The organism is Falsirhodobacter xinxiangensis, from assembly GCF_004959935.1.
GTDB classification, from domain to species: domain Bacteria; phylum Pseudomonadota; class Alphaproteobacteria; order Rhodobacterales; family Rhodobacteraceae; genus Falsirhodobacter; species Falsirhodobacter xinxiangensis.
Window position 1 is genome coordinate 200,541 of record NZ_SMYN01000003.1, and the last position, 20,932, is coordinate 221,472.

Below are 20,932 nucleotides of genomic sequence, written 5' to 3' on the forward strand. Positions count from 1 at the left end.
TACGGGCAGCAAATGAAAAGGCCGGGCAAATCGCCCGGCCTTTTCATTTTGGATGGGGTGGGGATCAGTCGAGCTTGCGCTCGACCTCCTCCCGCTCGAAGATCTCGATGACGTCGCCTTGGCGGATGTCTTCGTAACGCTCGAACGCCATGCCGCATTCCTGACCCGAGATGACTTCCTTCACCTCGTCCTTGAAGCGTTTCAGCGTCTTCAGCGTGCCTTCGTGGATCACGACGTTGTCGCGCAGCAGGCGCACGCCTGCCGAACGGCGCGCCACGCCTTCGGTCACCAGACAGCCTGCGACCATGCCCACGCCGGTGACCTTGAAGGTCTCCTTGATGGTGGCATAGCCGATGAAGTGCTCGCGCACCTCGGCTTTCAGCAGGCCCGACGCGGCTTGCTTGATGTCGTCGATCAGGTCGTAGATCACGCTGTAGTAACGGATCTCCACGCCCTTCTGATGGGCCGAGTTGCGAGCCGGAGCGTTGGCACGGACGTTGAAGCCGATGACCGGCGCGCCCGAAGCCTCTGCCAGACCCACGTCCGACTCGGTGATGGCACCGACGCCGTAATGCAGGACCCGCACGCGGACCTCGTCGTTGCCGACCTTTTCCAGCGCCTGAACGATCGCCTCGGCAGAACCCTGCACATCGGCTTTCAGCACCACCGGCAGTTCCGACACGTCCTTGTCGGCCTTGGCTTTCGCCATCAACTGTTCAAGCGTGGTCGCGGCACCTGCGGCGGCGCGTTTGTCCTTGGCGGCTTTCTCGCGGTAATCCGCGATCTCGCGCGCCTGCGCCTCGGTTTCGGTCACGTTCAGAACGTCGCCCGCAGCCGGGGTGCCGTTGAGGCCAAGAACCTCGACCGGAACGGCGGGACCAGCTTCTTCGACGCGCTCACCCTTGTCGTTGATCAGCGCGCGGACCTTGCCCCACTGCTCGCCCACGACGAAGATGTCGCCGCGTTTCAGAGTGCCGGACTGCACCAGAACCGTCGCGACCGGGCCGCGGCCCACGTCCAGCTTCGCCTCGATCACCGCGCCTTGTGCTGCGCGGTTGGGGTTCGCGCGCAGTTCCAGGATCTCCGCCTGAAGCGCGATGGCTTCCAGCAGATTGTCCAGACCGGCGCCCGTCTTGGCCGAAACCTCGACGTCCTGCACATCGCCCGACATCGCCTCGACGACGACTTCGTGCTGCAGCAGGTCGGTGCGGACCTTGGTCGGGTTCGCGCCCGGCTTGTCCACCTTGTTGATCGCGACGATCATCGGAACGCCAGCCGCTTTCGCGTGGCTGATCGCCTCGACCGTTTGCGGCATGACCGCGTCATCGGCGGCAACCACCAGAACGACGATGTCGGTCACGTTCGCACCGCGCGCCCGCATCGAGGTGAAGGCCGCGTGGCCGGGCGTATCGAGGAAGGTCAGCAGCGTGCCGCTCTCGGTCCGCACCTGATAGGCGCCGATGTGCTGCGTGATGCCGCCAGCTTCGCCCGAAACGACGTTGGCCTTGCGGATCGCATCCAGAAGCGAGGTCTTGCCGTGATCGACGTGACCCATGATCGTGACGATCGGCGGACGCGGCAGAAGATCTTCGGCCTTGTCCTGTTCATGCTGGATGACCTGTTCCACGTCCGAATCCGACACGCGGATCGCACGGTGGCCGAATTCCTCGATCACCAGTTCGGCGGTGTCGGCGTCGATCGCCTGGTTCATCGTGACCATCATGCCCATCTTCATGAGCGATTTGACCACGTCGGCCGCGCGTTCCGTCATACGGTTCGCCAGTTCCGACACCACGATGGTTTCCGGGATGCGAACATCGCGGAACTGCTTCTCGGCTCGCTGGTTGCCCATCATCTTCTGACGGGCTTTTTCCTGCTTGCGCTTCATCGCGGCGAGCGAGCGTTGACGCCCGCCTTCGCCCGAAAGCGCGTCGTTCAGGGTCAGCTTGCCGCCGCGGCGGTTGTCTTCCTTGCCCTTGGCACCGCGATCGCGGTCCTCACGCTCCCGGTCCGTCTTGCGCGGGGTCGGCAGACCCGGCTTGGACGACGGCGGAGCAGCCGCAGCCGCCGCAGCGCGCGAGGGCGCCTCGGGGATGGAGGGTGCGTTCTTGGCCGCTTCGGCGCGGCGCGCGTCGGCTTCGGCAGCAGCCTTCAGGCGCTGTTCTTCCTCGGCCTTGGCGGCAAGGGCGGCGACGCGCTCGCGCTCCTCGCGTTCCTTCGCCTCGATCTCCTCGCGGCGACGCTGGCGATCTTCCTCGCGCTGGCGTTCTTCCTCGGCGCGGCGGGCTGCGTCTTCAGCCTCGCGGGCCTTGGCGGCCTTCAGCGCGTTCAGGCGGCGTTCCATCTCCGCGTCGGTGATCCCGGCGGGGCGTTTGGACGGGTCGCCCAGATGCGTCGCGCCCGACGATGACCCCGAGGCACCCGGCTTCGGGACGACAACGCGCTTGCGCTTCGTTTCCACCAGAACGCTTTTCGTGCGGCCGTGGCTGAAGCTTTGCTTCACCTGCCCCGAACGCGGGGCGCCACCCATGCCGAGGGGTTTCTTACCGTCTGTATCGCTCATGCGTCTTTCGTATCCCTTCCGGCAGCCCTGCTGCCGATGTCACCGCGAAGCCCGGCGAGCCTTGCCGCTTCCTCTACAACACGCGTCGTGAGTCCGCCAGCGGCAAGCGCGCCGTGTATCGCATGTTCACGTCCGAATGCCAAACCCAATTCCTGCGAGGTCAGACAGCCTATGAACGTCTTCGGTCCGCCCGGAGGATGCAGCTTCGATTTGCCACGTTCCGAGCCGTCGCTGGCTTGCACAAGGATCTGCGCCTTGTCCTTCACCAGCCAGTCCTTCACCTTCTCGTATCCCGTCACCGCCGCGCCCGCCTTGCGTGCGAGGCTGATCAGGTCCACGACCCGCCGTGCCACCTGCGCCTCGACCATGTCGGCCAGACCCTCGGGCACCTTGACGGGCTGTTTGGCGGCTCGGGCGAACAAGCCCTTCGCCGCCGCCTTCTCGATCGCCTTGCGGTCGGCCGAGACATAGAAGCCGCGGCCCGGCAGGCGGGCCAGAACATCCGGCACCACCTGCGCGTCGGGGCCGAGGCCGAAGCGGATCAGCCCGACCTTCGGGCTGGAAGCGCCCGTGACGATGCATTTCCGTTCGGGATCGGTTCCCGTTTCCTGATGGCCGCCGCGCGTCACTTATTCCTCGTCTTCTTCCTCGGCCTCGGGGGCCTCGGCTTCCAGTTCCGTCGGATCGACCCAGCCCAGCAGGACGCGGGCGGTCATCACCATCGTCTGCGCTTCTTCAAGCGAGACGTCGAATGCCTCCAGAACACCTTCGTCCTTCTTGCGCTGGCCGTTTTCGGTCGTCCAGCCGCCGGCCAGTTCCCAGTCGGCGCAGGTGGCGAAGTCTTCCAGCGTCTTGATGTCGTCCTTGGCCAGCGCCTCCAGCATCTGGGGGGTCAGGCCTTCGAATTCGGCAAGGCTGTCTTCGAGGCCAAGGGCGCGGGCATTGTCCATCGCCTTCTTGTTGGCCGCTTCCAGATGGTCGCGCGCACGGGCCTGAAGCTCGTTCGCGGTGCCCTCGTCGAAGCCGTCGATGGACAAAAGCTCGTCCGCCTCGACATAGGCGACTTCTTCCAGGTTGGTGAACCCTTCCGAGACAAGGAGTTGGGCCATCATCTCGTCGATATCAAGGGTCTCCATGAACAGATTCGTCCGCTCGGTGAACTCGGCCTGACGGCGCGCGCTCTCGTCGCTTTCGGTCATGATGTCGATATCAAGCGCCGTCAGCTGGCTGGCCAGACGCACGTTCTGACCGCGGCGGCCGATGGCGAGCGAGAGTTGTTCATCGGGAACAACCACTTCGATCTTGCCCGCATCGTCGTCGATCACGACCTTCGACACTTCGGCCGGTTGCAGTGCGTTCACGAGGAAGGTCGCCTGATCCTGGTTCCACGGAATGATGTCGATCTTCTCGCCCTGAAGTTCGTTCACGACGGCCTGCACGCGGCTGCCGCGCATACCGACGCAGGCGCCCACGGGGTCGATGGAGTTGTCATAGCTGATGACCGCGATCTTCGCGCGCGAACCGGGATCGCGGGCGACGGCCTTGATCTCGATGATGCCGTCATAGATTTCCGGCACTTCCATCTTGAACAGTTCGGCCATGAACTGCGGGTCGGTCCGCGACAGGAAGACCTGCGGGCCGCGCGGCTCGCGCCGGACATCCTTGATGTAGCAGCGGATGCGGTCGTTCGGGCGATAGGATTCGCGGCCGATCTTCTCGTTCCGGCGCAGGATGGCTTCGCCGCGGCCGATGTCCACGATGATGTTGCCGTATTCCTCGCGCTTGACCATGCCGTTGATGATCGAGCCCTTGCGGTCCTTGAATTCCTCGAACTGGCGGTCACGCTCGGCTTCGCGCACCTTTTGCAGGATCACCTGCTTGGCGGATTGCGCGGCGATGCGGCCCAAGTCCACCGGCGGCACTTCGTCGATGATCTCGTCCCCGATCTCGGGGTCGGCCTTGTATTGCTTGGCCTGCTTGATGGTGATCTGGGCGTGGTGATTCTCGATCTCCGCCTCGTCGGTGACGGTGCGGATGCGCGCGAAGGTGGCGCGGCCCGTCTTGCGGTCGATCTTGACGCGGATGTCCAGCTCGGCCCCGTAACGCGATTTCGCGGCGCGGGCGAGGCTGTCCTCCATCGCCTGGATCACCAGATCCGGGTCGATCATCTTCTCGCGCGCCACCGCCTCGGCGGTTTGCAGGAGTTCAAGCTGGTTGGCCGAAGTAATCGCCATGTCGCAAATGCCCTTGTCAGTGACGGGTGGGTTGGGTTTCGGGAGCGTCGTCTTCGTCGCCCGCCTCGGAGGTTTCGACCTCGTCGAAATCCGCTTCGTTGAATACGCCGCTGGCCTTCTTCTGGCGCAGCATCTCGGCGATCAGATCGTCGGTCAGGATCAGTTTCGCGTCCGACAGCCATTCGAAGTCGAGGCCGATGGTCAGGATCTCGCCACCCTCCTCGATCTCGATCAGGATCTCGCCGCCTTCGGTGCCGCGCAGGAAGCCCTTGAACCGGCGGCGCCCGTCGATCAGCTCGGTCGTCTCGACCCGGGCTTCGTAATCGGCCCACATGTCGAAATCCTTCAGCCGCGTCAGGGGGCGGTCGATGCCGGGCGACGACACTTCAAGCGTGTAGTTTTCCTCGATCGGGTCTTCCACATCCAGGATCGCCGAAACGGCGGTGGAGATCTTCGAGCAATCCTCCACCACGATCCCGCCTTCGGGGCGGTCGGCCATGATCTGAAGCGTGCGGGTCTTGCCGCCCATGAGGCGGATGCGCACCAGTTCGAATCCCAGCCCCTCGATCGTGGGGGTCACGATTTCGGCCAAACGCCGGTCGATGGCGGTCTTTGCGATCAGGTCGGACATCGTGTTTCCAAAACAAAAAAGCGGGCCGAGCGGCCCGCGACATCATCCGGTTGGAACTGTCGGGTTTGGACCCCGCAGCACCGCTGTTGAATGCCATATAGGCCAATGCCCCCGCGAATGCAAGATCAGCCTTTGGCGTGCCACGAAACCGAGGCGTAACGCTTGGTATAGAATTGCCCCATCAAGCCGATCGCGACGCAGACCACCATCACCTTGATGGGATAGGAGACCGTGCTGTAATGCGGGTGATAGTTCAGAAAGGCAAAGCCCCGCGCCTGATCGATGACATGGAACAGCGGGTTCCAGTCGAACAGGGCCAGCATCTTGGCCGTCATCAGGTTGGCAAGGAACATCTTGCCCGAGGCGATCATGTTCGCCCGCTGGTAAAGGGTCGAGATGATGCCGACCAGCGCAGGCTGCCAGGGTTTCGCCGCAAGGAAGATCATCCCGATGCCGACGCCCGACCCCCATGCCAGCAGCAGCATCCCAAGAACGGCGGTCGGCACGCGGATGCTGATGGGCGTGACGATGGCATGGTAAAGATAGAGGACCACGGCCGCCGACAGGATCTGGATATACAGCGTGCCCAGCGCCGCGGCCGCGATCGCGACGATGGGGTTCATCGGCGAATGCTTCATCATCGCCGATGTCGGACCTTCGGCCCCGGTGACCGCGCTCATGGTCTGGTTGTGGACCATGAACATGAAAATGCCCGACATCACGAAAAGTAGGAAATCGCCGCGAATCGCCATCTGCCGCATCCCGAGGATGTGCATCATGAAATAGAAGACCGCGATCATGATGACCGTCTGCACGATCGCCATCACCAGCCCGAGCACCGCATTCCCGTGCGATTTGCGCACATGACGAACCGAGGCGTGAAAGATCAGTTCTGCCACGCCAAGGGCGGCGGCAAGGCGGCTGGGATTCGTCTCGGTTCTGAACATCGTCACTCCGCGGGATCGCGCTGAACCTGAACGGGAAATCTTGCCGTCCGCTTACCGGCGAAGGATAAAGGACCGTGCGCGGCGTTTCAACGTGCCCGCGTTCAACTTTATGGAGAGCCCCATGGATTTCGACACGCTCGTCCCGCTAATCCGCCGTCTGGCGCTGGAGGCGGGGGACCGCATCATGGAAATCTATGGCAAGGACGATTTCGACGTGCGCGCCAAGGGCGATGCCAGCCCGGTGACGGCGGCGGACGAGGCTGCGGATGCGCTGATCTTTGCGGGGCTGCGCGCGGCATTTCCGGACGCCGTGATCGTGACCGAGGAACAGGCGGACAGCCATGCCGCCACGGCCAGCAGCTTTCTGATCGTCGATCCGCTGGACGGCACCAAGGAATTCGTGCAGCGGCGCGGCGATTTCACCGTCAACATTGCCTTCGTGCAGGATGGCGTGCCGGTGCGCGGCGTCGTCTATGCCCCGGCGAAGGGGCGGCTGTTCTATACCCAGCCAGACGGCACGTCGGTCGAGGAGACGGGCGCGCTGGACAAGAACCGTCCGGGCAACCTGCGCCGGATCGAGGTGTCGAGGCCCGACGACGGGGCGCTGATGGTCGTGGCATCAAAATCGCACCGGGATCAGGCGACCGACGATTACATCGCGAAATACGCCGTGCGCGACATGACCAGCGCGGGATCGAGCCTGAAGTTCTGCCTCGTCGCCACCGGCGAGGCCGAGCTGTATCCCCGGCTGGGCCGCACGATGGAATGGGACACGGCGGCGGGCGATGCGGTCCTGCGCGGGGCTGGCGGGCAGGTGGTGCGATTCGATGACCATTCGCCGCTGCTTTATGGTAAACAGGGTTACGAGAATCCGTTCTTCATCGCTTTCGCACCGGGTGTATCGCTGAAATAGGAGGCGCTGACCGGCGGTTATCGGCCAATGTTTTTCTGCGGCTGCATAATGGTCATTGATCCTTTTTAACGTCGCGCTAATCTATTTTCGTCCGGTGTTCAGATGCCCCCTTGCAAGGGGCTCAAAAAAATTCCTCCCTTACGGCACTGTATCTGTGCCCTGGTGAAAAGTGAGAGCTATGACAATCAAGAAGGTCACGAAAGCGGTCTTTCCCGTCGCGGGAATGGGCACGCGTTTTCTTCCGGCGACCAAGTCGATCCCCAAAGAAATCCTGACCCTCGTGGACCGCCCCCTGATCCAATATGCGATCGACGAGGCGCGCGCTGCCGGTATCGAGGAATTCATCTTCGTCACCTCTCGCGGAAAGGGTGCTCTGGAGGATTACTTCGACTTTTCGCCCGCGCTGGAACAGTCGCTGCGCGATTCCGGCAAAGACGATCTGCTGAAGGTTCTGGAAGACACCAACATGGACAGCGGGCGCATCGCCTATGTCCGTCAGCACAAGGCGATGGGTCTGGGCCACGCCGTCTGGTGCGCCCGCCGCCTGATCGGCGACGAGCCCTTTGCGGTGATGCTGCCCGACGACGTGATTGCGGCTGAAAACCCCTGCCTGAAGCAGATGGTCGAAGCCTATGAGCAGACTGGCGGCTGCATGGTCGCCGCGATGGAAGTCGCGCCGGAAAAGACGAAATCCTATGGCATTCTGGATATTCAGGAAGACATGGGCTCGATCGTCAAGGTCAAGGGCATGGTCGAAAAACCCAAGACCAACGCGCCGTCCAACCTTGCCGTCATCGGCCGTTACATCCTGACGCCCGACGTGCTGAACACGCTCGACGCGCAGGAAACCGGTGCGGGCGGCGAAATCCAGCTGACCGACGCGATCGCCAAGGAAATCGACAAGTCCGGCGTCTATGGCCTGCGGTTCCGCGGCCAGCGCTACGATTGCGGGTCCAAGGCGGGCTTCCTTCAGGCGACCGTCGCCTTCGGCCTTGCACGGGACGAACTGCGCGAGGAGTTCAGCCAGTATCTGGCCGAGGTCAACGCCATGCAGAAGGCTGCGCAATAAAAGGTGCAAGGGCCATCCGTTCGCGAATTGCGGGTGGCCTGGAACCTGCGCTGGAAACGCCGCCGCATCCTGTGGCGGTGTTTTCGTTCGCGGGGGGCGATTGTCTCGGTTCAGGACCGAACTGCGGCAATCGGCGCGGATGCGATCCTGTGCTTTTCAACCGTGCGGAACGAAATGCCCCGCTTGCCGGGGTTTCTTGACCATCACCGACGTCTGGGTGTGGGACATTTCCTGTTCGTCGACAATGGCAGCGATGACGGAACGGCAGAGTTCCTGACCGCTCAGCCGGATGTCTCGCTGTGGCGGACGGGGGCGGGTTATCGCGCTGCGCGGTTCGGGCTGGATTGGATCGGCTGGCTGATGATGCGCCATGCGCACGGGCATTGGGCGCTGGTTCTTGATGCGGACGAGGCGCTGATCTACCCCTATTGGGAGACGCGCGATCTGCGGGCGCTGACCGGCTGGCTGGATGCGCAGGGACGCGAGATGTTCCCGGCGATGATGCTGGATCTTTACCCCAAAGGGCGTCTGTCCGGGGGCGGCGCGTTGGAATGGTTCGACAGCGGCAATTACTCGATCCAGATGCAGCCGAAGATGCGCAACCTCTGGATACAGGGAGGGGTGCGCAGCCGGATGTTGCTGGACGATCCGCGCCGGGGGCCGACGCTGACCAAGGTGCCGCTGGTGAAATGGAACCGGCGTTTCGCTTATGTGAACTCCACCCATTCGATCCTGCCGCGCCGGCTCAATCATTTTTATGACGGCGGACCTTCCGGGATTCTGCTGCACGACAAATTCGCCGATGGTGCGCCGGGCCGCGCTGCGCTGGAAAAGGCGCGAGGCGAACATTTCTTCGATCCGGCACTGTTCGACAATTACTACGATGCGCTGATTGCCGATCCGGTGCTGCACGGCCCCCATTCCAAACGGCTGCGCGGGTGGCGCCAATTGGAGGCGCTTGGCCTTATGTCGCGTGGTGGTTGGGTCTGAGCTTTCGTTTACATTCCTGGGTAGGAAAACTAGAACGTAGGGGATACCTGCCACAGGGCTGCGCATTTGGGCATCGTCGATTCATACAGGCTTCGGTTGCGGCGGAAACGCTGGCACCTGCGCGCCTTTCGCCGCAGGCACGAATTGCGGCCCGTGGTGGATCGCACCTCGGATTTGCGGCGCACGGACATCCTGTTGTTCTGCACCTTGCGGAACGAAAGGATACGTCTGCCGTGGTTCCTGGACTTCTATCGCCGGATCGGGGTGAACCACTTCTTCTTCGTCGACAATGACAGCGGCGATGGCGGGCGCGAGTATCTGGCGCAGCAACCGGACGTGTCGCTTTGGACCACGAAAGCCAGCTATGCCCGGTCGCGTTTCGGGGTGGACTGGCTGAACCTGCTGTTGCGCCGCCACGCGCATGGGCATTGGGCGCTGACGGTGGATGTGGACGAATTCCTCGTTTATCCCTTTTCCGACACACGGCCCCTGCGCGCGCTGACCGACTGGCTGGACACCTGTGCCATCCGCTCGCTTGGGGCGATGATGGTGGACATGTATCCAAAGGGTCGCATCGCCGATGCCCGCTATGCCGAAGGGCAGGACCCGCTGGAGATCGCGAGCTGGTTCGACGGCGGCAATTACCAGATCAGCCGCAATCCCGATTTGCGGAACCTGTGGATTCAGGGCGGGCCGCGCGCGCGGATGTTCTTTGCGGATGCTCCATCCAAGGCCCCGGCGCTGAACAAGGTGCCGCTGGTGAAATGGCACCGCAACTATGCCTATGTCAGTTCCACCCACATGCTGCTGCCGCGCGGGCTGAATCAGGTCTATGACAGCGGCGGCGGCGAAAAGGCGTCGGGCTGTCTGCTGCACGCCAAGTTCATCGACACGTTCGAGGGCAAGACCGCCGAGGAATCGCAGCGCCAGCAGCATTACGGGCGCGAATATGCCGCCTATGACACGCAGCCGGTGCTGTGGACGCGGTGGAGCGAGCAGTACGTCAACTGGCGGCAGTTGGAGATGCTGGGGCTGATGTCGAAGGGGAACTGGGCATGACGGTCGGCTTCATCATGCTGTGCCACACCGCCTTCGACCGCGCGGCGCAGGTGGCACGGTATTGGGCCGAGGCGGGCAGTCCGGTCGTGATCCATGTCGACGCCCGTGTGAAGGCGCAGCCGTTCGCACGGCTGAAGGCGCAGTTGGCCGATCTGGGGAATGTGCGCTTTTCGGACCGTTTCGCCTGCGAATGGGGAAGCTGGGGGCTGGTCGCGGCAACTCTGGGCGCGGGGGCGCTGATGCTGCGCGATTTCGCGCAGGTCGATCATGTCTTTCTCGCCTCGGGGGCCTGCCTGCCCCTGCGTCCGGTCGCGGATCTGGAGGCGTATCTTGCCGCGCGGCCCGGCACGGATTTCATCGAATCCGTGACTACCGAAGACGTGGGCTGGACCGTCGGCGGCCTTGACCGCGAACGCTTCACCTTGCGGTTTCCGTTCTCGTGGCGCAGCCAGCGGGCGCTGTTCGACGGCTATGTCCGGCTTCAACGCCGCGCGGGGTTCAGCCGCACCATCCCCGCCGGGGTCGAGCCGCATCTGGGCAGCCAGTGGTGGTGCCTGACGCGCGGCACGCTGGCGGCGATCCTGAACAGCCCGGATCGGCGCGTGCATGACGCCTATTTCCGCCGCGTCTGGATTCCGGACGAAAGCTATTTCCAAAGCCTCGTTCGCCGGTATTCGGGACGGATCGAAAGCCGGTCGCTGACGCTGTCGAAGTTCGATTTCCAAGGCAAGCCGCATATCTTCTATGACGATCACCTTGGGCTGCTGCGCCGCTCGGATTGTCTCGTTGCGCGGAAGATCTGGCCGCATGCGAACCAGCTTTACAAAACCTTCCTTGCACCCGACGGCAAGCGTGTGGCGGCAGAGCCCAATCCGGGGCGCATCGACAAGCTGTTTTCGAAGGCGGTGGACCGGCGGGTGAACGGACGTCCCGGCCTTTATATGCAAAGCCGCTTTCCCGACCGGGAGTTCGAGAATGGACGCACGGCCGCGCCCTATTCCGCATTTCAGGGCTTCGCCGACGTCTTTCCGGAATTCGAGCCGTGGCTGGGCCGGATGACGGGCGGGCGGGTGCACGGCCATCTGTTCGCGCCGGACCGCGTCCATTTCGCAGGGGGCGAGGCTGTCTTTCACGGCGGTTTGTCCGACAGCGCCAAGCTGCGCGACTACAACCCGCGCAGTTTCCTGACCAGCCTTCTGTGGAACGCGCGCGGGGAACGGCAGTGTTTCCAGACCGGGCCGGGGGACAATCAGGCGCTGAACGAATTCATGGCGGGGGATGTGAACGCGCAGATCTCGGTCATCTCGGGCGCCTTCGCGCTGCCGCTGTTCCATTCGGGCCTGCCCTTTGCCGAGGTTCGCAAGGAGGTCGCGCGCCTGCAGAAGATCGAGGCGGCGCATCTGGCGCTGCTGCGCGCAAGCTGGGTCAAGGCGCGCGTGCGCATCTGGCCGCTGGCCGAGTTTCTTGAAAATCCGATGGACCCGCTGCAAACCATCGTCGAGGAGATCGCCCCCCGCCTGCGCCCGCGCCTTGCGGACCTGCCGCGCATGGCCGATTTTTCGGGCTTCGGCCGGTTTCTTCAGGACCTGCGCAATCAGGGGATGCAGCCGACGCTGATGGGCGACTACCCCGCCTCGGACGATTTCAACCCGGGCCGCGACCGCCCGTTTCTGGTGAGCTGACTTGTCCTTCCATTCCTTCGTCATGTTCGCCGCGATGCGGACCGGATCGAACTTCCTTGAAGCGAACCTGAATGCGCTGCCCGGCGTCGCCTGCCACGGAGAGCTGTTCAATCCCGCCTTCATCGGCAGGCTGAACCGTTTCGAAGCGTTCGGGATGGACATGCCCGCCCGCGCGGCGGACCCGCTGCGCATGCTGGCCCTGATGCGGGCCGAAGGGGGAATGCCGGGGTTCCGGCAGTTTCAGGACCACGACCCCCGTGTGACCGAGGCGGTGCTGGACGATCCGGGCTGTGCCAAGATCATCCTGACGCGCAACCCGCTGGAAAGCTATGTCTCGCTGCTGATTGCGCGGCAGACCGACCAGTGGAAGCTGACCCATGCGAAGAAGCTGCGGTCAAGCCGCGTGCATTTCGACCCCGAGGGGTTCGAGGCGCATCTGGACGAGTTGCAGGAGTTCTACCGCTATCTCAACCGTCGCATCCAGCTTTCGGGTCAGGCGGCGTTCCACATCGACTATGCCGATCTGCAGGATATCGACGTGCTGAACGGGCTGGCGCGGTTCCTTGGGGTCGAGGGGCGGCTGGACGGCCTCGACGGCAAGCTGAAGAAGCAGAACCCGGACCCGATCTCGGAAAAGGTCGAGAATCCCGAGGCGGTCGAGGTCGCCTTGGCGCGCGTGGATCGGTTCGACTTTTCCGCCATCCCGAATTTCGAGCCGCGCCGGGGGCTGGCAATCCCGTCGCTGGTCGCGCTGCGCGACATGCCGCTGGTGTTCATGCCCATGCAGGGCGCGTCCGAGCAGCGGGTCACCGATTGGATGGCCGGGATCGGTGATCTGCACGAACGGTTCGACTGGCGCTCGTTCCGGCGCTGGCGGCACGGCAATCCCGGATATGTGGGATTCACGGTGCTGAGGCATCCGCTGGCCCGCGCGCATGACGGTTTCTGCCGCCACATCCTTGCCGGCCGGTTCCCCGATATTCGCCGCGCGCTGGTCAAAAGCTATGGCCTGCCGCTGCTAGACCCGGAGGCGCCCTTGGGGATCGAGGCGCATCGCGACCTGTTCCTCGGGTTCCTGACCTTCCTGAAGCTGAACCTGTCGGGGCAGACCGGCCTGCGCGTGGCAGCGCCCTTCGCGTCACAGATGGAGACCGTGCAGGGGATGGGCACGTTCCGCGCCCCCGACATGATCCTGCGCCACGACCGGCTGGAGACGGGTCTGACGCATCTGGCGGCGGAGCTTGGCGTCGATGCGCCGCCGCTCGCCCCCGAGGAGGACGCGCTTTTCCCGCTTTCGGCCTTCGTCGATGACGAGATCGAGGCGGCGGCACGCGACGCCTATCGCCGCGACTACGACGCCTTCGCCTTTGCCGACTGGCGCGAGGGTTAGGCCGCCTGCGACGCGCGCGATTCCGTCAGGATCGCATGCAGCTTGGCCGGGTCGGTATTGGCGCGCAGCTTGGCCACGACCTGCGGATCGCGCATCGTGCGCGACACCAGCGCCAGCGCCTTCAGATGGTCCACCCCCGAATCCTTGGGCGCGAACAGCGCGAAGATCAGATCCACCGGCTGGCGGTCCACGCTGTCGTAATCCAGCGGCTTTTCCAGCCGGATGAACACGCCCTGAATCTGTTTCAGCTCGTGCAGGCGGGCGTGGGGCAGGGCGATGCCATGCCCCACCCCGGTCGGGCCAAGGGATTCGCGTTCCTGCAAACCGTCGGTCGCGGCCGACCCGTTCATGCCGTATGCGGCGGCCGCAACCTCGCCCAGGTCCTGAAACAGCCGTTTCTTGCTGGTCAGATGACCCAGAACCCGGACGGCTTCCGGCGCGAGAAGTTTGGTCAGTTCCATGCTATCCCCGGCCGGGTCACGGCCTTACTTGCTGTTGCGCGGGTCGATCCAGCCGATATTGCCGTCTTCGCGGCGATAGACGACGTTCACGCCCCCATGTCCTTCGTTGCGGAAGACAAGCATCTTCTGACCGCCAAGTTCCAGCTGCATGACCGCCTCGCCCACGGTGATCGACGGGACTTTCGTCTCCATCTCGGCGATGATCATGGGCTGATCGCCCTGGCCGTCCTGATCCTCGGCTTCCTCTGTCGGGGCGAGGATATACGAGGAACCGCCCCCGTATTCAACCGGGGCCACGCGGTCGCGGTGGTGGTCGCGCAGGCGGCGTTTGTAACGGCGCATCTGCTTGTCCATCTTCTCGCGGCAGGATTCGAACGCGGCATAGATTTCGGTCGCATGACCCTTGGCCTGCGCGGTCAGCCCGGTGGACAGATGGATCGTGGCCTCGCACACATGTTCATGCGCCATGCGAGAGAAGACGATCACCGCCTCGGTCGGGCGCTGGGCGTATTTGTCCACCACCTCGCCAAGTTCCGATTTCACGTGCGTCTGAAGCGCCTCGCCCACGTCGATCTGCTTGCCGCTGATCTGATACCGCATGGTCTTTCCTCCAATTCTGTAGTCCCGGGCCGAAAGTTGCGGCCCATCTTCCTATGTTGGGGAGTGATGCGTTCATTTCCACCCTGCGCCGCGAATGGGCGGTGGATTCGGCCGACACAAAGGCATGTTGGACCTTGTCACGCATCCTTCACAGTTGGCGCGCGACACGGGATTCTGTCAACGGGCTTCACGCCATGCGGAAATTTTCGCCAAGGTAGACGCGGCGGACCATCTCGTCGGCGACGATTTCATCCGTCGATCCGCTTTTCAGGATCGTGCCGTCATGCAGGATATAGGCGCGGTCCACGATCTCCAGCGTCTCGCGCACGTTGTGGTCGGTGATCAGAACGCCGATCCCGCGACCCTTGAGGTCATGGACGAGATGGCGGATATCGCCCACGGCTATGGGGTCCACGCCTGCAAAGGGTTCGTCCAGAAGCACATAATGCGGATCGGCGGCAAGACAGCGCGCAATCTCGGCCCGGCGGCGTTCGCCCCCCGACAGCGCCAGTGCCGGGGCGCGGCGGATATGGGTGATGGAGAACTCGCTCAGCAGCTCCTCCAGCCGCTCGCGGCGGCGGTGGCGGTCGGGCTCGCGGATCTCCAGCACGGCCATGATGTTGTCCTCGACCGTCAGCCCGCGAAAGATCGACACTTCCTGCGGCAGATAACCGATGCCAAGGCGCGCACGGCGATACATCGGCAGCGGCGTGACATCGCGCCCGTCGATCAGCACCTGCCCGCCCTCGGGCGTCACCAACCCGGCGATGGAGTAAAAGCAGGTCGTCTTGCCCGACCCGTTCGGGCCAAGCAGGGCCACGACCTCGCCCCGGTCCAGATGCATCGTCACGTCGCGGATGACCGGACGGCGTTTGTAGCTTTTGCGGATGGACCTGACATGCAGGCCGGTATTCTCGTTCATTGCTTCTGTTCCGGGCGGAACAGGGTCTGGACCCGCCCCTCCATCGTGCCGGTCCCCGCCTGAAGATCGATGATCAGCTTCTGCCCCGCGATGGTGCTTTGCCCCTGGGTCAGCAGCACGTCGCCCGTCATTTCGACCGTGCCGCTGGCGATGGTATAGGTGGCGGTCTGCGCTTCGGCCGCGATCTGGCCGTTCGCCAGCGTTACGCCCCCCGTGGCGTCGAGGCTGCGGATCTCGCCCTCCTCCTCGCCATAGATGACGCGGATGGCTTCGGCGCCCAGCCGCATCTCTCCCTGTGCGACGCGGACGTTGCCGGTGAAGGTCGCGCTGCCATCGGCCTGATTGACCGAAAGGCTGTCCGCATCGACCGAGACCGGCTGCGAGGAGTCCTGCGCCAGCCCGCCGAATTCCACGACCTGCTGCGCCATCGCGGGCGAGCCGAGAAGCGCGAGGATCAATGCGAAAGGTCTGAGCATGGCGGGCCTCAAGGCTGCTTGGGAGGGGTGTATATCAGCTTGACGCCCCCGGTGAAGTCCAGACGGTAATTGCCGGGTTTCGCATCATCCTCGCCCAGCGTCATTCCGCCGGCGGTGATCTGGCCCATCGGGGCCTGCGCCGTCAGCGCGCCGGTGCTGGAAATCCCGGTGCGGTCCAGCGTCGTGACCAGCCCCGGCGCACGGATGTCGTATCCGGCGGAATTGGTTAGCCGCACGGCGCCGTCCAGCCGCAACGTGTTGCCGTCCAACGTGCCGCTGGTGGCCTGCGCCTCGGTCTTGACGCCGTCGGGGGTGGTCAGCAGCGCGCGCAGGGCGGTGGCGGTCGCGGCGGCGCTGTCGGTGGGCGGGCGCGCCTCGGCGGCGGAGATGGCCAGCGCGGCCCCGTCCTCGGTCACGCCGGACCAAGTCGGCAGCGTCATGCGCGGGTCCATCGCCCGGCCTTCGACATCCACCTGCGCATAGGGGATCGCATCGTCCGGGTCGATCGTGCGCGAGACGAGGAAGATCGTGGACAAGAGCACCAGCGCCACCAGCGGCAGCACCACCTTCAGAAAGGCGACGCGGCGCGAATGTCTGTCCCCGCGCTTCGTCATGTCACACCACCCCGGCCCGCAGGCAGTCGTGGATGTGGATCAGGCCGACCGGGCGCTCGCCTTCGACCACGAAAAGCGAGGTGATCTTGCGCTCCTGCATCACCGCCACGGCCTTTTCGGCCAGGGCGTCGGGGCCGATGGTGCGCGGTCCGCGCGTCATCACCTGACCGGTGGTCAGCGACAGCAGCCCGTCCATATGGCGGCGAAGGTCGCCATCGGTGACGATGCCGACCAGCCGGTCGCCCTCGGTCACGCCAAGGACACCGAAGCCCTTGCCGCTCATCACCAGAAGCGCGTCGGGCATGGGCATGTCGGACGCCACCAGCGGCAGGTCGCGGTGCATCAGGTCGGCTACGCGCGCCAGTCTCGCGCCCAGCTTGCCGCCGGGGTGGAAGACGCGGAAATGTTCGGGCGTGAACTGCCGATGCTCCATCAGCGCGACGGCAAGGGCATCGCCCAGCGCCAGCGTCATGGTGGTCGATGTGGTCGGCACGATCCCGGTGCCGCAGGCCTCGGGGGCGGCGGGCAGGACCAGCGCCACATCCGCCTGCCGCAGCAGCGTCGAATCGGGCCGTCCCGCCACGCCGATCATCGGAATGTCGAAGCGGCGGGTGTGGGCGATCAGGTTGGCCAGCTCCGGCGTCTCGCCCGAGAAGGACAGCACCAGCGCGACGTCGTCCTTGGTGACCATGCCCAGATCGCCGTGGCTCGCCTCGGCCGGGTGAACGAATTGCGCGGGGGTTCCGGTCGATGCCAGGGTTGCCGCGATCTTCTTGCCGATATGGCCCGACTTGCCCATGCCGGACACGATGACGCGGCCGCGCGCACGCAGGATCGTCTCGACCGCCTGGGCAAAGCTGTCGTCCAGCGATCCTGACAGAGTGGACAGGGCGTCGGCCTCGATCCCGATGACGCGGCGGGCGGTGTCCAGGAAATCAGTGGTGGAAGATGTCATTCGGCTCGTCCCATCCCATCAGGTCCAGCTGCGCGCGCGTCGGCAGGAAGTCGAAGCAGCGGCGGGCAAGCTCGGTCCGGCCTTCACGCTCCAGCCGCAGCTCCAGCTCCGCCTTCAGACGGTGCAGATACAGCACGTCGGACGCGGCATATTCCTTTTGCGCATCGCTCAGCACCGCCGCGCCCCAGTCCGACGTCTGCTGCTGTTTCGACACGTCCACGCCCACCAGTTCCGCCAGCAGGTATTTCAGCCCGTGGCGGTCGGTGAAGGTCCGGATCAACTTCGACGCGATCTTGGTGCAGAAGACGGGCGCAGTCACGACACCGAAGGCGTTATACAGCGCAGCGATGTCGAATCGGCCGAAATGGAACAGCTTCACCACGCCCGGATCGGCCAGAAGCCGTTCAAGATTCGGCGCGCGCGTCGCGCCCTTGGCGATCTGCACCAGATGCGCATCGCCATCGCCCGAGGAAAGCTGCACGACGCAAAGCCGGTCGCGGCGCGGATCGAGGCCCATCGTCTCGGTGTCGATCGCGACGACGGCGCCAAGGTCCAGCCCGTCCGGCAGATCGTTCTGATGCAGGTGAATCGTCATGACGGCCTTTCTTGCGCGCGGGGGACAGGCAGTCAGCTATGCCCTTCGGGGCGGGATCGCAAGGAATCGTTGTGGAACCGGCGCGGTCTTTGGCCTGTTTCCAGCGCAAAAGGAGAGATGCATGGAAAACTCGCGCCGTCCGATCCGGGGACTTCTGATCGCCTTCGTCATCGCTGCAATCATGGCCGCCGGGATGCTCTATATCTATAGCGACAGCACGGGCGCGCCGGACGACCAGCCGCTGACGGGGGCGAACCTGCCCGACCCGGCAACGGAGGGGGCACAGGCGAACTAAAATTGCGCTCCCGATGCTGATTCAACTTTTACGATAGTTGAAGCTGTGAAACTCTTTTTCCCGAGCTGCCGTCCCTCTCCGAATCCCATGGCAGCGAAAAGAAGGAGACGTCATGAGCGTGCAAGGCCGGGATCTGCTGTCTGTCCGCAACGAGCTTAGCTCCACCCGCAGCGCTGCCGTGCGGATGATCACCACGCTGGTCCGCGGGCTCGCCCCCGATCGCGAAACGGTGCTCCTGTTGGCCGAAGGGCTGGAGGCAGAGGCCGAGACGAGCAACAACGCCGCCGAGGCGCTTCTTGCCCGCCGTGCGGCGGCATCGCTGCGCCGGGGCTGATCCCGACGTTTTTCCCCATGCGCTGGAAATGACAAAGCCCCGCGTCTTTCGACCGCGGGGCTTTCGCCTTGGTAATGGTGCCCAGAAGAGGACTCGAACCTCCACGCCTTGCGGCACACGGACCTGAACCGTGCGCGTCTACCAATTCCGCCATCTGGGCTGATGTCGTGGGGGGCTATCTACGGAGGTCGGCGGGGGGTGTCAACAGGCTTTGTGAAGATTTCTTGCCGTTCATTGCGGCTTGTTCGCCCGCGCCCTTGCGGATAAGGCTAAACCCGCAAAACCAATCCCAAACAGGGGCGGAGAGATGGGCAAGCTGGTCACGATTTTTGGCGGTTCTGGCTTCGTCGGGCGTTATGTCGCGCGGCGGCTGGCGAAAGAGGGCTGGCGCATCCGCGTCGCCGTCCGCCGCCCGAACGAGGCGCTGTTCGTCAAGCCGTATGGGCATGTCGGGCAGGTCACCCCCGTCTTCTGCAACATCCGCGACGACGCGTCGGTGCGCGCGGCGATGGAGGGGGCTGATGCGGTCGTCAACTGCGTCGGCATCATGAACCCGCGCGGCGGCAGTACCTTCAAGGGCGTGCAGGCCGATGGCGCGGGCCGCGTGGCGCGCATCGCGGCTGAACTGGGTGTTTCGAACCTCGTCCACGTCTCGGCACTTGGGGCAGACGCGCATTCCAGCAGCGATTACGCCCGCAGCAAGGCCGAGGGAGAAGCTGCGATTCAGGCGGCCTTCCCCGCCGCCGTGATCCTGCGCCCGTCCGTCCTGTTCGGGACCGAGGACAAGTTCTTCAACCGTTTCGCTGGCATGTCCGGCCCGATCCTGCCGCTGGTCGGGGCCGAGACCCGGTTCCAGCCGGTCTATGTGGACGATCTGGCAAAGGCCGTCGTCGCCGGCGTGAACGGGGCGGCGCCGGGCATCTACGAGCTTGGCGGGCCGGAGGTCGCGACGCTGCGCGAGCTGATGCAGCAGATGCTGACCGTCATCATGCGTCGCAAATGGGTGCTTGGCCTGCCGTCCGTGCTGGCCGCGATTCCCGCGCGCGGGTTGGATCTGGTGCAGGGGCTGACGGGCGGGTTGATCTCCAACACGCTCCTGACGCGCGATCAGCTTCGGTTGCTGGCCAAGGACAATGTCGTGTCCGAAGGCGCGCGGGGTTTTGCCGCACTCGGCATTCAGCCGGTTGCTTTTGAATCGGTTATTCCCGAATACTTGTGGCGGTTTAGGCCCTCGGGCCAATATGCCGCGATTAAAGAGTCCGCGAAGAATTTGAAGGCCTGAAACCTATGCCAGACACTCTTGCAGCCCTTATCCTTGGTATTCTGGAGGGGCTGACAGAGTTCATCCCCGTCTCCTCGACGGGGCATCTGCTGCTTCTGGGTCACTTCATCGGTTTCCAAAGCGCGGGTCGCGCGTTCGAGGTCGTGATCCAGCTTGGCGCCGTGCTGGCGGTGCTGTCGGTCTATGCCGCGAAGCTGCTGGCCGTGGTGCGTGCCGCGCCGCACGATCCCGACGCGCGGCGGTTCCTTCTGTCGGTGCTGCTGGCGTTTCTGCCCGCCGTGTTCATCGGTGTGGCGGCGCATGATTTCATCAAGACCGTGTTGTTCGAAACGCCGAAGCTGATCGCCATCATGCTGATCGTGGGTGGCGTCATCCTTCTGTTCGTGGACCGGCTGGCGGTGAACCCGAAATACGAAGACGCGATGCGCCTGCCGCTGCCGGTGGCGATCAAGATCGGCTTCATCCAGTGCCTTGCGATGATTCCCGGCACGTCGCGGTCGGGGGCGACCATCGTGGGGGCGCTGGCCATGGGTGTCAGCAAGCGCGCGGCGGCGGAGTTTTCGTTCTTCCTGTCGATGCCGACCATGTTCGGCGCCTTTGCCTACGACCTCTACAAGAATCGCGACGTGATCGATGCGGATGCTGCGGGGATCATCGCCATCGGCTTCGTCGCCGCGTTCATTTCGGCGGTTTTCGTGGTAAGATGGCTCTTGGGATATGTGTCGAACCACGGATACAGCCTGTTCGGCTGGTGGCGAATCGTCGTGGGTGCGGTTGCCTTGACCCTGCTTTCGCTGGGCTTTTGAGGTGATAGGGAAGCATTGCTGACCTATTTCGCCGAAGAAATCTTCACCCGACTGGGGCGCGGCATATAAAAAGTGAGTAATAGGTCAGCACTGCTGACTTTTATCCGGAATGGA

The 20,932-nt window shown here is 64.1% G+C and carries 22 protein-coding genes and 1 tRNA gene; 10 read left to right on the forward strand and 13 right to left on the reverse strand.

The features are described 5' to 3' along the window. Positions 1 to 64 precede the first annotated feature (64 nt). The 5 genes from infB to E2K76_RS05010 all read right to left on the reverse strand — a co-directional run bounded on the left by infB (position 65) and on the right by E2K76_RS05010 (position 6,375). A complete protein-coding gene (gene infB, locus E2K76_RS04990; RefSeq protein ID WP_136683176.1) occupies positions 65 to 2,563 on the reverse strand; it encodes a translation initiation factor IF-2 in 2,499 nt (832 codons plus the stop codon). Continuing rightward, complete coding sequence (locus tag E2K76_RS04995) at positions 2,560 to 3,192, reverse strand: RNA-binding protein (RefSeq protein WP_136683177.1); 633 nt, start codon at positions 3,190 to 3,192, stop codon at positions 2,560 to 2,562. Before E2K76_RS04995 ends, infB begins: the two co-directional genes overlap by 4 nt. Further along, positions 3,193 to 4,797 carry a transcription termination factor NusA gene (nusA, locus tag E2K76_RS05000; RefSeq protein ID WP_136683178.1) on the reverse strand — a complete coding sequence of 535 codons (1,605 nt, stop codon included), beginning with the start codon at positions 4,795 to 4,797 and terminating at the stop codon, positions 3,193 to 3,195. A gap of 16 nt (positions 4,798 to 4,813) precedes the next feature. Continuing rightward, positions 4,814 to 5,428, reverse strand: a complete 615-nt coding sequence (gene rimP, locus E2K76_RS05005; RefSeq protein ID WP_136683179.1) for a ribosome maturation factor RimP — start codon at positions 5,426 to 5,428, stop codon at positions 4,814 to 4,816. Between the two features lie 125 nt (positions 5,429 to 5,553). After that, positions 5,554 to 6,375 (reverse strand): ABC transporter permease, encoded by an 822-nt coding sequence (locus tag E2K76_RS05010; RefSeq protein ID WP_136683180.1) that lies wholly within the window; start codon positions 6,373 to 6,375, stop codon positions 5,554 to 5,556. A gap of 121 nt (positions 6,376 to 6,496) precedes the next feature. Here E2K76_RS05010 and cysQ point away from each other — a divergent pair, with 121 nt between their 5' ends. The 6 genes from cysQ to E2K76_RS05040 all read left to right on the forward strand — a co-directional run bounded on the left by cysQ (position 6,497) and on the right by E2K76_RS05040 (position 13,478). Beyond that, complete coding sequence (gene cysQ, locus E2K76_RS05015) at positions 6,497 to 7,288, forward strand: 3'(2'),5'-bisphosphate nucleotidase CysQ (RefSeq protein ID WP_136683181.1); 792 nt, start codon at positions 6,497 to 6,499, stop codon at positions 7,286 to 7,288. A gap of 178 nt (positions 7,289 to 7,466) precedes the next feature. Next, positions 7,467 to 8,357 carry a UTP--glucose-1-phosphate uridylyltransferase GalU gene (gene galU / locus E2K76_RS05020; protein ID WP_136683182.1) on the forward strand — a complete coding sequence of 297 codons (891 nt, stop codon included), beginning with the start codon at positions 7,467 to 7,469 and terminating at the stop codon, positions 8,355 to 8,357. Between the two features lie 33 nt (positions 8,358 to 8,390). After that, positions 8,391 to 9,347, forward strand: a complete 957-nt coding sequence (locus E2K76_RS05025) for a glycosyltransferase family 2 protein (RefSeq protein WP_246032895.1) — start codon at positions 8,391 to 8,393, stop codon at positions 9,345 to 9,347. A gap of 66 nt (positions 9,348 to 9,413) precedes the next feature. Beyond that, complete coding sequence (locus E2K76_RS05030; protein WP_136683183.1) at positions 9,414 to 10,406, forward strand: glycosyltransferase family 2 protein; 993 nt, start codon at positions 9,414 to 9,416, stop codon at positions 10,404 to 10,406. Next, positions 10,403 to 12,088, forward strand: coding sequence for a DUF5927 domain-containing protein (locus E2K76_RS05035; protein ID WP_136683184.1), 1,686 nt, complete (start codon positions 10,403 to 10,405; stop codon positions 12,086 to 12,088). The genes E2K76_RS05030 and E2K76_RS05035 overlap by 4 nt, the downstream gene beginning before the upstream one ends. A 1-nt stretch (position 12,089) precedes the next feature. Continuing rightward, positions 12,090 to 13,478, forward strand: coding sequence for a nodulation protein NodH (locus E2K76_RS05040; protein ID WP_246032896.1), 1,389 nt, complete (start codon positions 12,090 to 12,092; stop codon positions 13,476 to 13,478). Here E2K76_RS05040 and E2K76_RS05045 read toward each other — a convergent pair. From E2K76_RS05045 to E2K76_RS05075, 7 genes are all read right to left on the reverse strand, one after another. Next, positions 13,475 to 13,939 (reverse strand): PTS sugar transporter subunit IIA, encoded by a 465-nt coding sequence (locus E2K76_RS05045; protein ID WP_136683185.1) that lies wholly within the window; start codon positions 13,937 to 13,939, stop codon positions 13,475 to 13,477. The genes E2K76_RS05040 and E2K76_RS05045 overlap by 4 nt on opposite strands. Before the next feature lie 24 nt (positions 13,940 to 13,963). Beyond that, the gene (gene hpf, locus E2K76_RS05050) at positions 13,964 to 14,539 is read right to left on the reverse strand and encodes a ribosome hibernation-promoting factor, HPF/YfiA family (protein WP_136683186.1); all 576 of its coding nucleotides are present in this window, start codon (positions 14,537 to 14,539) and stop codon (positions 13,964 to 13,966) included. A gap of 187 nt (positions 14,540 to 14,726) precedes the next feature. Further along, a complete protein-coding gene (gene lptB, locus E2K76_RS05055; protein WP_136683187.1) occupies positions 14,727 to 15,461 on the reverse strand; it encodes an LPS export ABC transporter ATP-binding protein in 735 nt (244 codons plus the stop codon). Further along, positions 15,458 to 15,889, reverse strand: a complete 432-nt coding sequence (lptA, locus tag E2K76_RS05060) for a lipopolysaccharide transport periplasmic protein LptA (protein ID WP_246032906.1) — start codon at positions 15,887 to 15,889, stop codon at positions 15,458 to 15,460. The genes lptB and lptA overlap by 4 nt, the downstream gene beginning before the upstream one ends. Before the next feature lie 56 nt (positions 15,890 to 15,945). After that, the gene (locus E2K76_RS05065; RefSeq protein ID WP_136683189.1) at positions 15,946 to 16,551 is read right to left on the reverse strand and encodes a hypothetical protein; all 606 of its coding nucleotides are present in this window, start codon (positions 16,549 to 16,551) and stop codon (positions 15,946 to 15,948) included. A gap of 1 nt (position 16,552) precedes the next feature. Beyond that, complete coding sequence (locus tag E2K76_RS05070) at positions 16,553 to 17,506, reverse strand: KpsF/GutQ family sugar-phosphate isomerase (RefSeq protein WP_136683190.1); 954 nt, start codon at positions 17,504 to 17,506, stop codon at positions 16,553 to 16,555. Next, the gene (locus E2K76_RS05075; RefSeq protein WP_136683191.1) at positions 17,487 to 18,101 is read right to left on the reverse strand and encodes a ribonuclease D; all 615 of its coding nucleotides are present in this window, start codon (positions 18,099 to 18,101) and stop codon (positions 17,487 to 17,489) included. The genes E2K76_RS05070 and E2K76_RS05075 overlap by 20 nt, the downstream gene beginning before the upstream one ends. A gap of 121 nt (positions 18,102 to 18,222) precedes the next feature. Between E2K76_RS05075 and E2K76_RS20265 the strand changes: the two genes are divergently transcribed. Continuing rightward, positions 18,223 to 18,396: a hypothetical protein gene (locus E2K76_RS20265; RefSeq protein WP_169053211.1), complete on the forward strand. Its 174-nt coding sequence runs from the start codon at positions 18,223 to 18,225 to the stop codon at positions 18,394 to 18,396. A 112-nt stretch (positions 18,397 to 18,508) separates the two neighbouring features. Beyond that, positions 18,509 to 18,730, forward strand: coding sequence for a hypothetical protein (locus tag E2K76_RS05080; protein WP_136683192.1), 222 nt, complete (start codon positions 18,509 to 18,511; stop codon positions 18,728 to 18,730). Between the two features lie 75 nt (positions 18,731 to 18,805). On the opposite strand, the gene E2K76_RS05085 is transcribed toward E2K76_RS05080, so the two are convergent. Further along, a tRNA-Leu gene (locus E2K76_RS05085) sits at positions 18,806 to 18,890 on the reverse strand. Positions 18,891 to 19,037: 147 nt separating this feature from the next. On the opposite strand from E2K76_RS05085, the gene E2K76_RS05090 reads away from it, so the two are divergent. Both E2K76_RS05090 and E2K76_RS05095 read left to right on the forward strand, forming a co-directional pair. Then, positions 19,038 to 20,012: a complex I NDUFA9 subunit family protein gene (locus tag E2K76_RS05090; protein ID WP_136683193.1), complete on the forward strand. Its 975-nt coding sequence runs from the start codon at positions 19,038 to 19,040 to the stop codon at positions 20,010 to 20,012. A 5-nt stretch (positions 20,013 to 20,017) separates the two neighbouring features. Further along, complete coding sequence (locus tag E2K76_RS05095; protein WP_136683194.1) at positions 20,018 to 20,818, forward strand: undecaprenyl-diphosphate phosphatase; 801 nt, start codon at positions 20,018 to 20,020, stop codon at positions 20,816 to 20,818. The last annotated feature ends 114 nt before the right edge of the window (positions 20,819 to 20,932 follow it).

What these genes read in the sequence shown, in the direction of transcription:
- infB (WP_136683176.1), bottom strand. Translation starts at nt 2,563, where the DNA reads ATGAGCGATACAGACGGTAAGAAACCCCTCGGCATGGGTGGCGCCCCG.
- nusA (WP_136683178.1), bottom strand. Translation starts at nt 4,797, where the DNA reads ATGGCGATTACTTCGGCCAACCAGCTTGAACTCCTGCAAACCGCCGAG.
- rimP (WP_136683179.1), bottom strand. Translation starts at nt 5,428, where the DNA reads ATGTCCGACCTGATCGCAAAGACCGCCATCGACCGGCGTTTGGCCGAA.
- E2K76_RS05010 (WP_136683180.1), bottom strand. Translation starts at nt 6,375, where the DNA reads ATGTTCAGAACCGAGACGAATCCCAGCCGCCTTGCCGCCGCCCTTGGC.
- cysQ (WP_136683181.1), top strand. Translation starts at nt 6,497, where the DNA reads ATGGATTTCGACACGCTCGTCCCGCTAATCCGCCGTCTGGCGCTGGAG.
- galU (WP_136683182.1), top strand. Translation starts at nt 7,467, where the DNA reads ATGACAATCAAGAAGGTCACGAAAGCGGTCTTTCCCGTCGCGGGAATG.
- E2K76_RS05035 (WP_136683184.1), top strand. Translation starts at nt 10,403, where the DNA reads ATGACGGTCGGCTTCATCATGCTGTGCCACACCGCCTTCGACCGCGCG.
- E2K76_RS05045 (WP_136683185.1), bottom strand. Translation starts at nt 13,939, where the DNA reads ATGGAACTGACCAAACTTCTCGCGCCGGAAGCCGTCCGGGTTCTGGGT.
- hpf (WP_136683186.1), bottom strand. Translation starts at nt 14,539, where the DNA reads ATGCGGTATCAGATCAGCGGCAAGCAGATCGACGTGGGCGAGGCGCTT.
- lptB (WP_136683187.1), bottom strand. Translation starts at nt 15,461, where the DNA reads ATGAACGAGAATACCGGCCTGCATGTCAGGTCCATCCGCAAAAGCTAC.
- lptA (WP_246032906.1), bottom strand. Translation starts at nt 15,889, where the DNA reads ATGGCGCAGCAGGTCGTGGAATTCGGCGGGCTGGCGCAGGACTCCTCG.
- E2K76_RS05065 (WP_136683189.1), bottom strand. Translation starts at nt 16,551, where the DNA reads ATGACGAAGCGCGGGGACAGACATTCGCGCCGCGTCGCCTTTCTGAAG.
- E2K76_RS05070 (WP_136683190.1), bottom strand. Translation starts at nt 17,506, where the DNA reads ATGACATCTTCCACCACTGATTTCCTGGACACCGCCCGCCGCGTCATC.
- E2K76_RS05075 (WP_136683191.1), bottom strand. Translation starts at nt 18,101, where the DNA reads ATGACGATTCACCTGCATCAGAACGATCTGCCGGACGGGCTGGACCTT.
- E2K76_RS20265 (WP_169053211.1), top strand. Translation starts at nt 18,223, where the DNA reads ATGGAAAACTCGCGCCGTCCGATCCGGGGACTTCTGATCGCCTTCGTC.
- E2K76_RS05080 (WP_136683192.1), top strand. Translation starts at nt 18,509, where the DNA reads ATGAGCGTGCAAGGCCGGGATCTGCTGTCTGTCCGCAACGAGCTTAGC.
- E2K76_RS05090 (WP_136683193.1), top strand. Translation starts at nt 19,038, where the DNA reads ATGGGCAAGCTGGTCACGATTTTTGGCGGTTCTGGCTTCGTCGGGCGT.
- E2K76_RS05095 (WP_136683194.1), top strand. Translation starts at nt 20,018, where the DNA reads ATGCCAGACACTCTTGCAGCCCTTATCCTTGGTATTCTGGAGGGGCTG.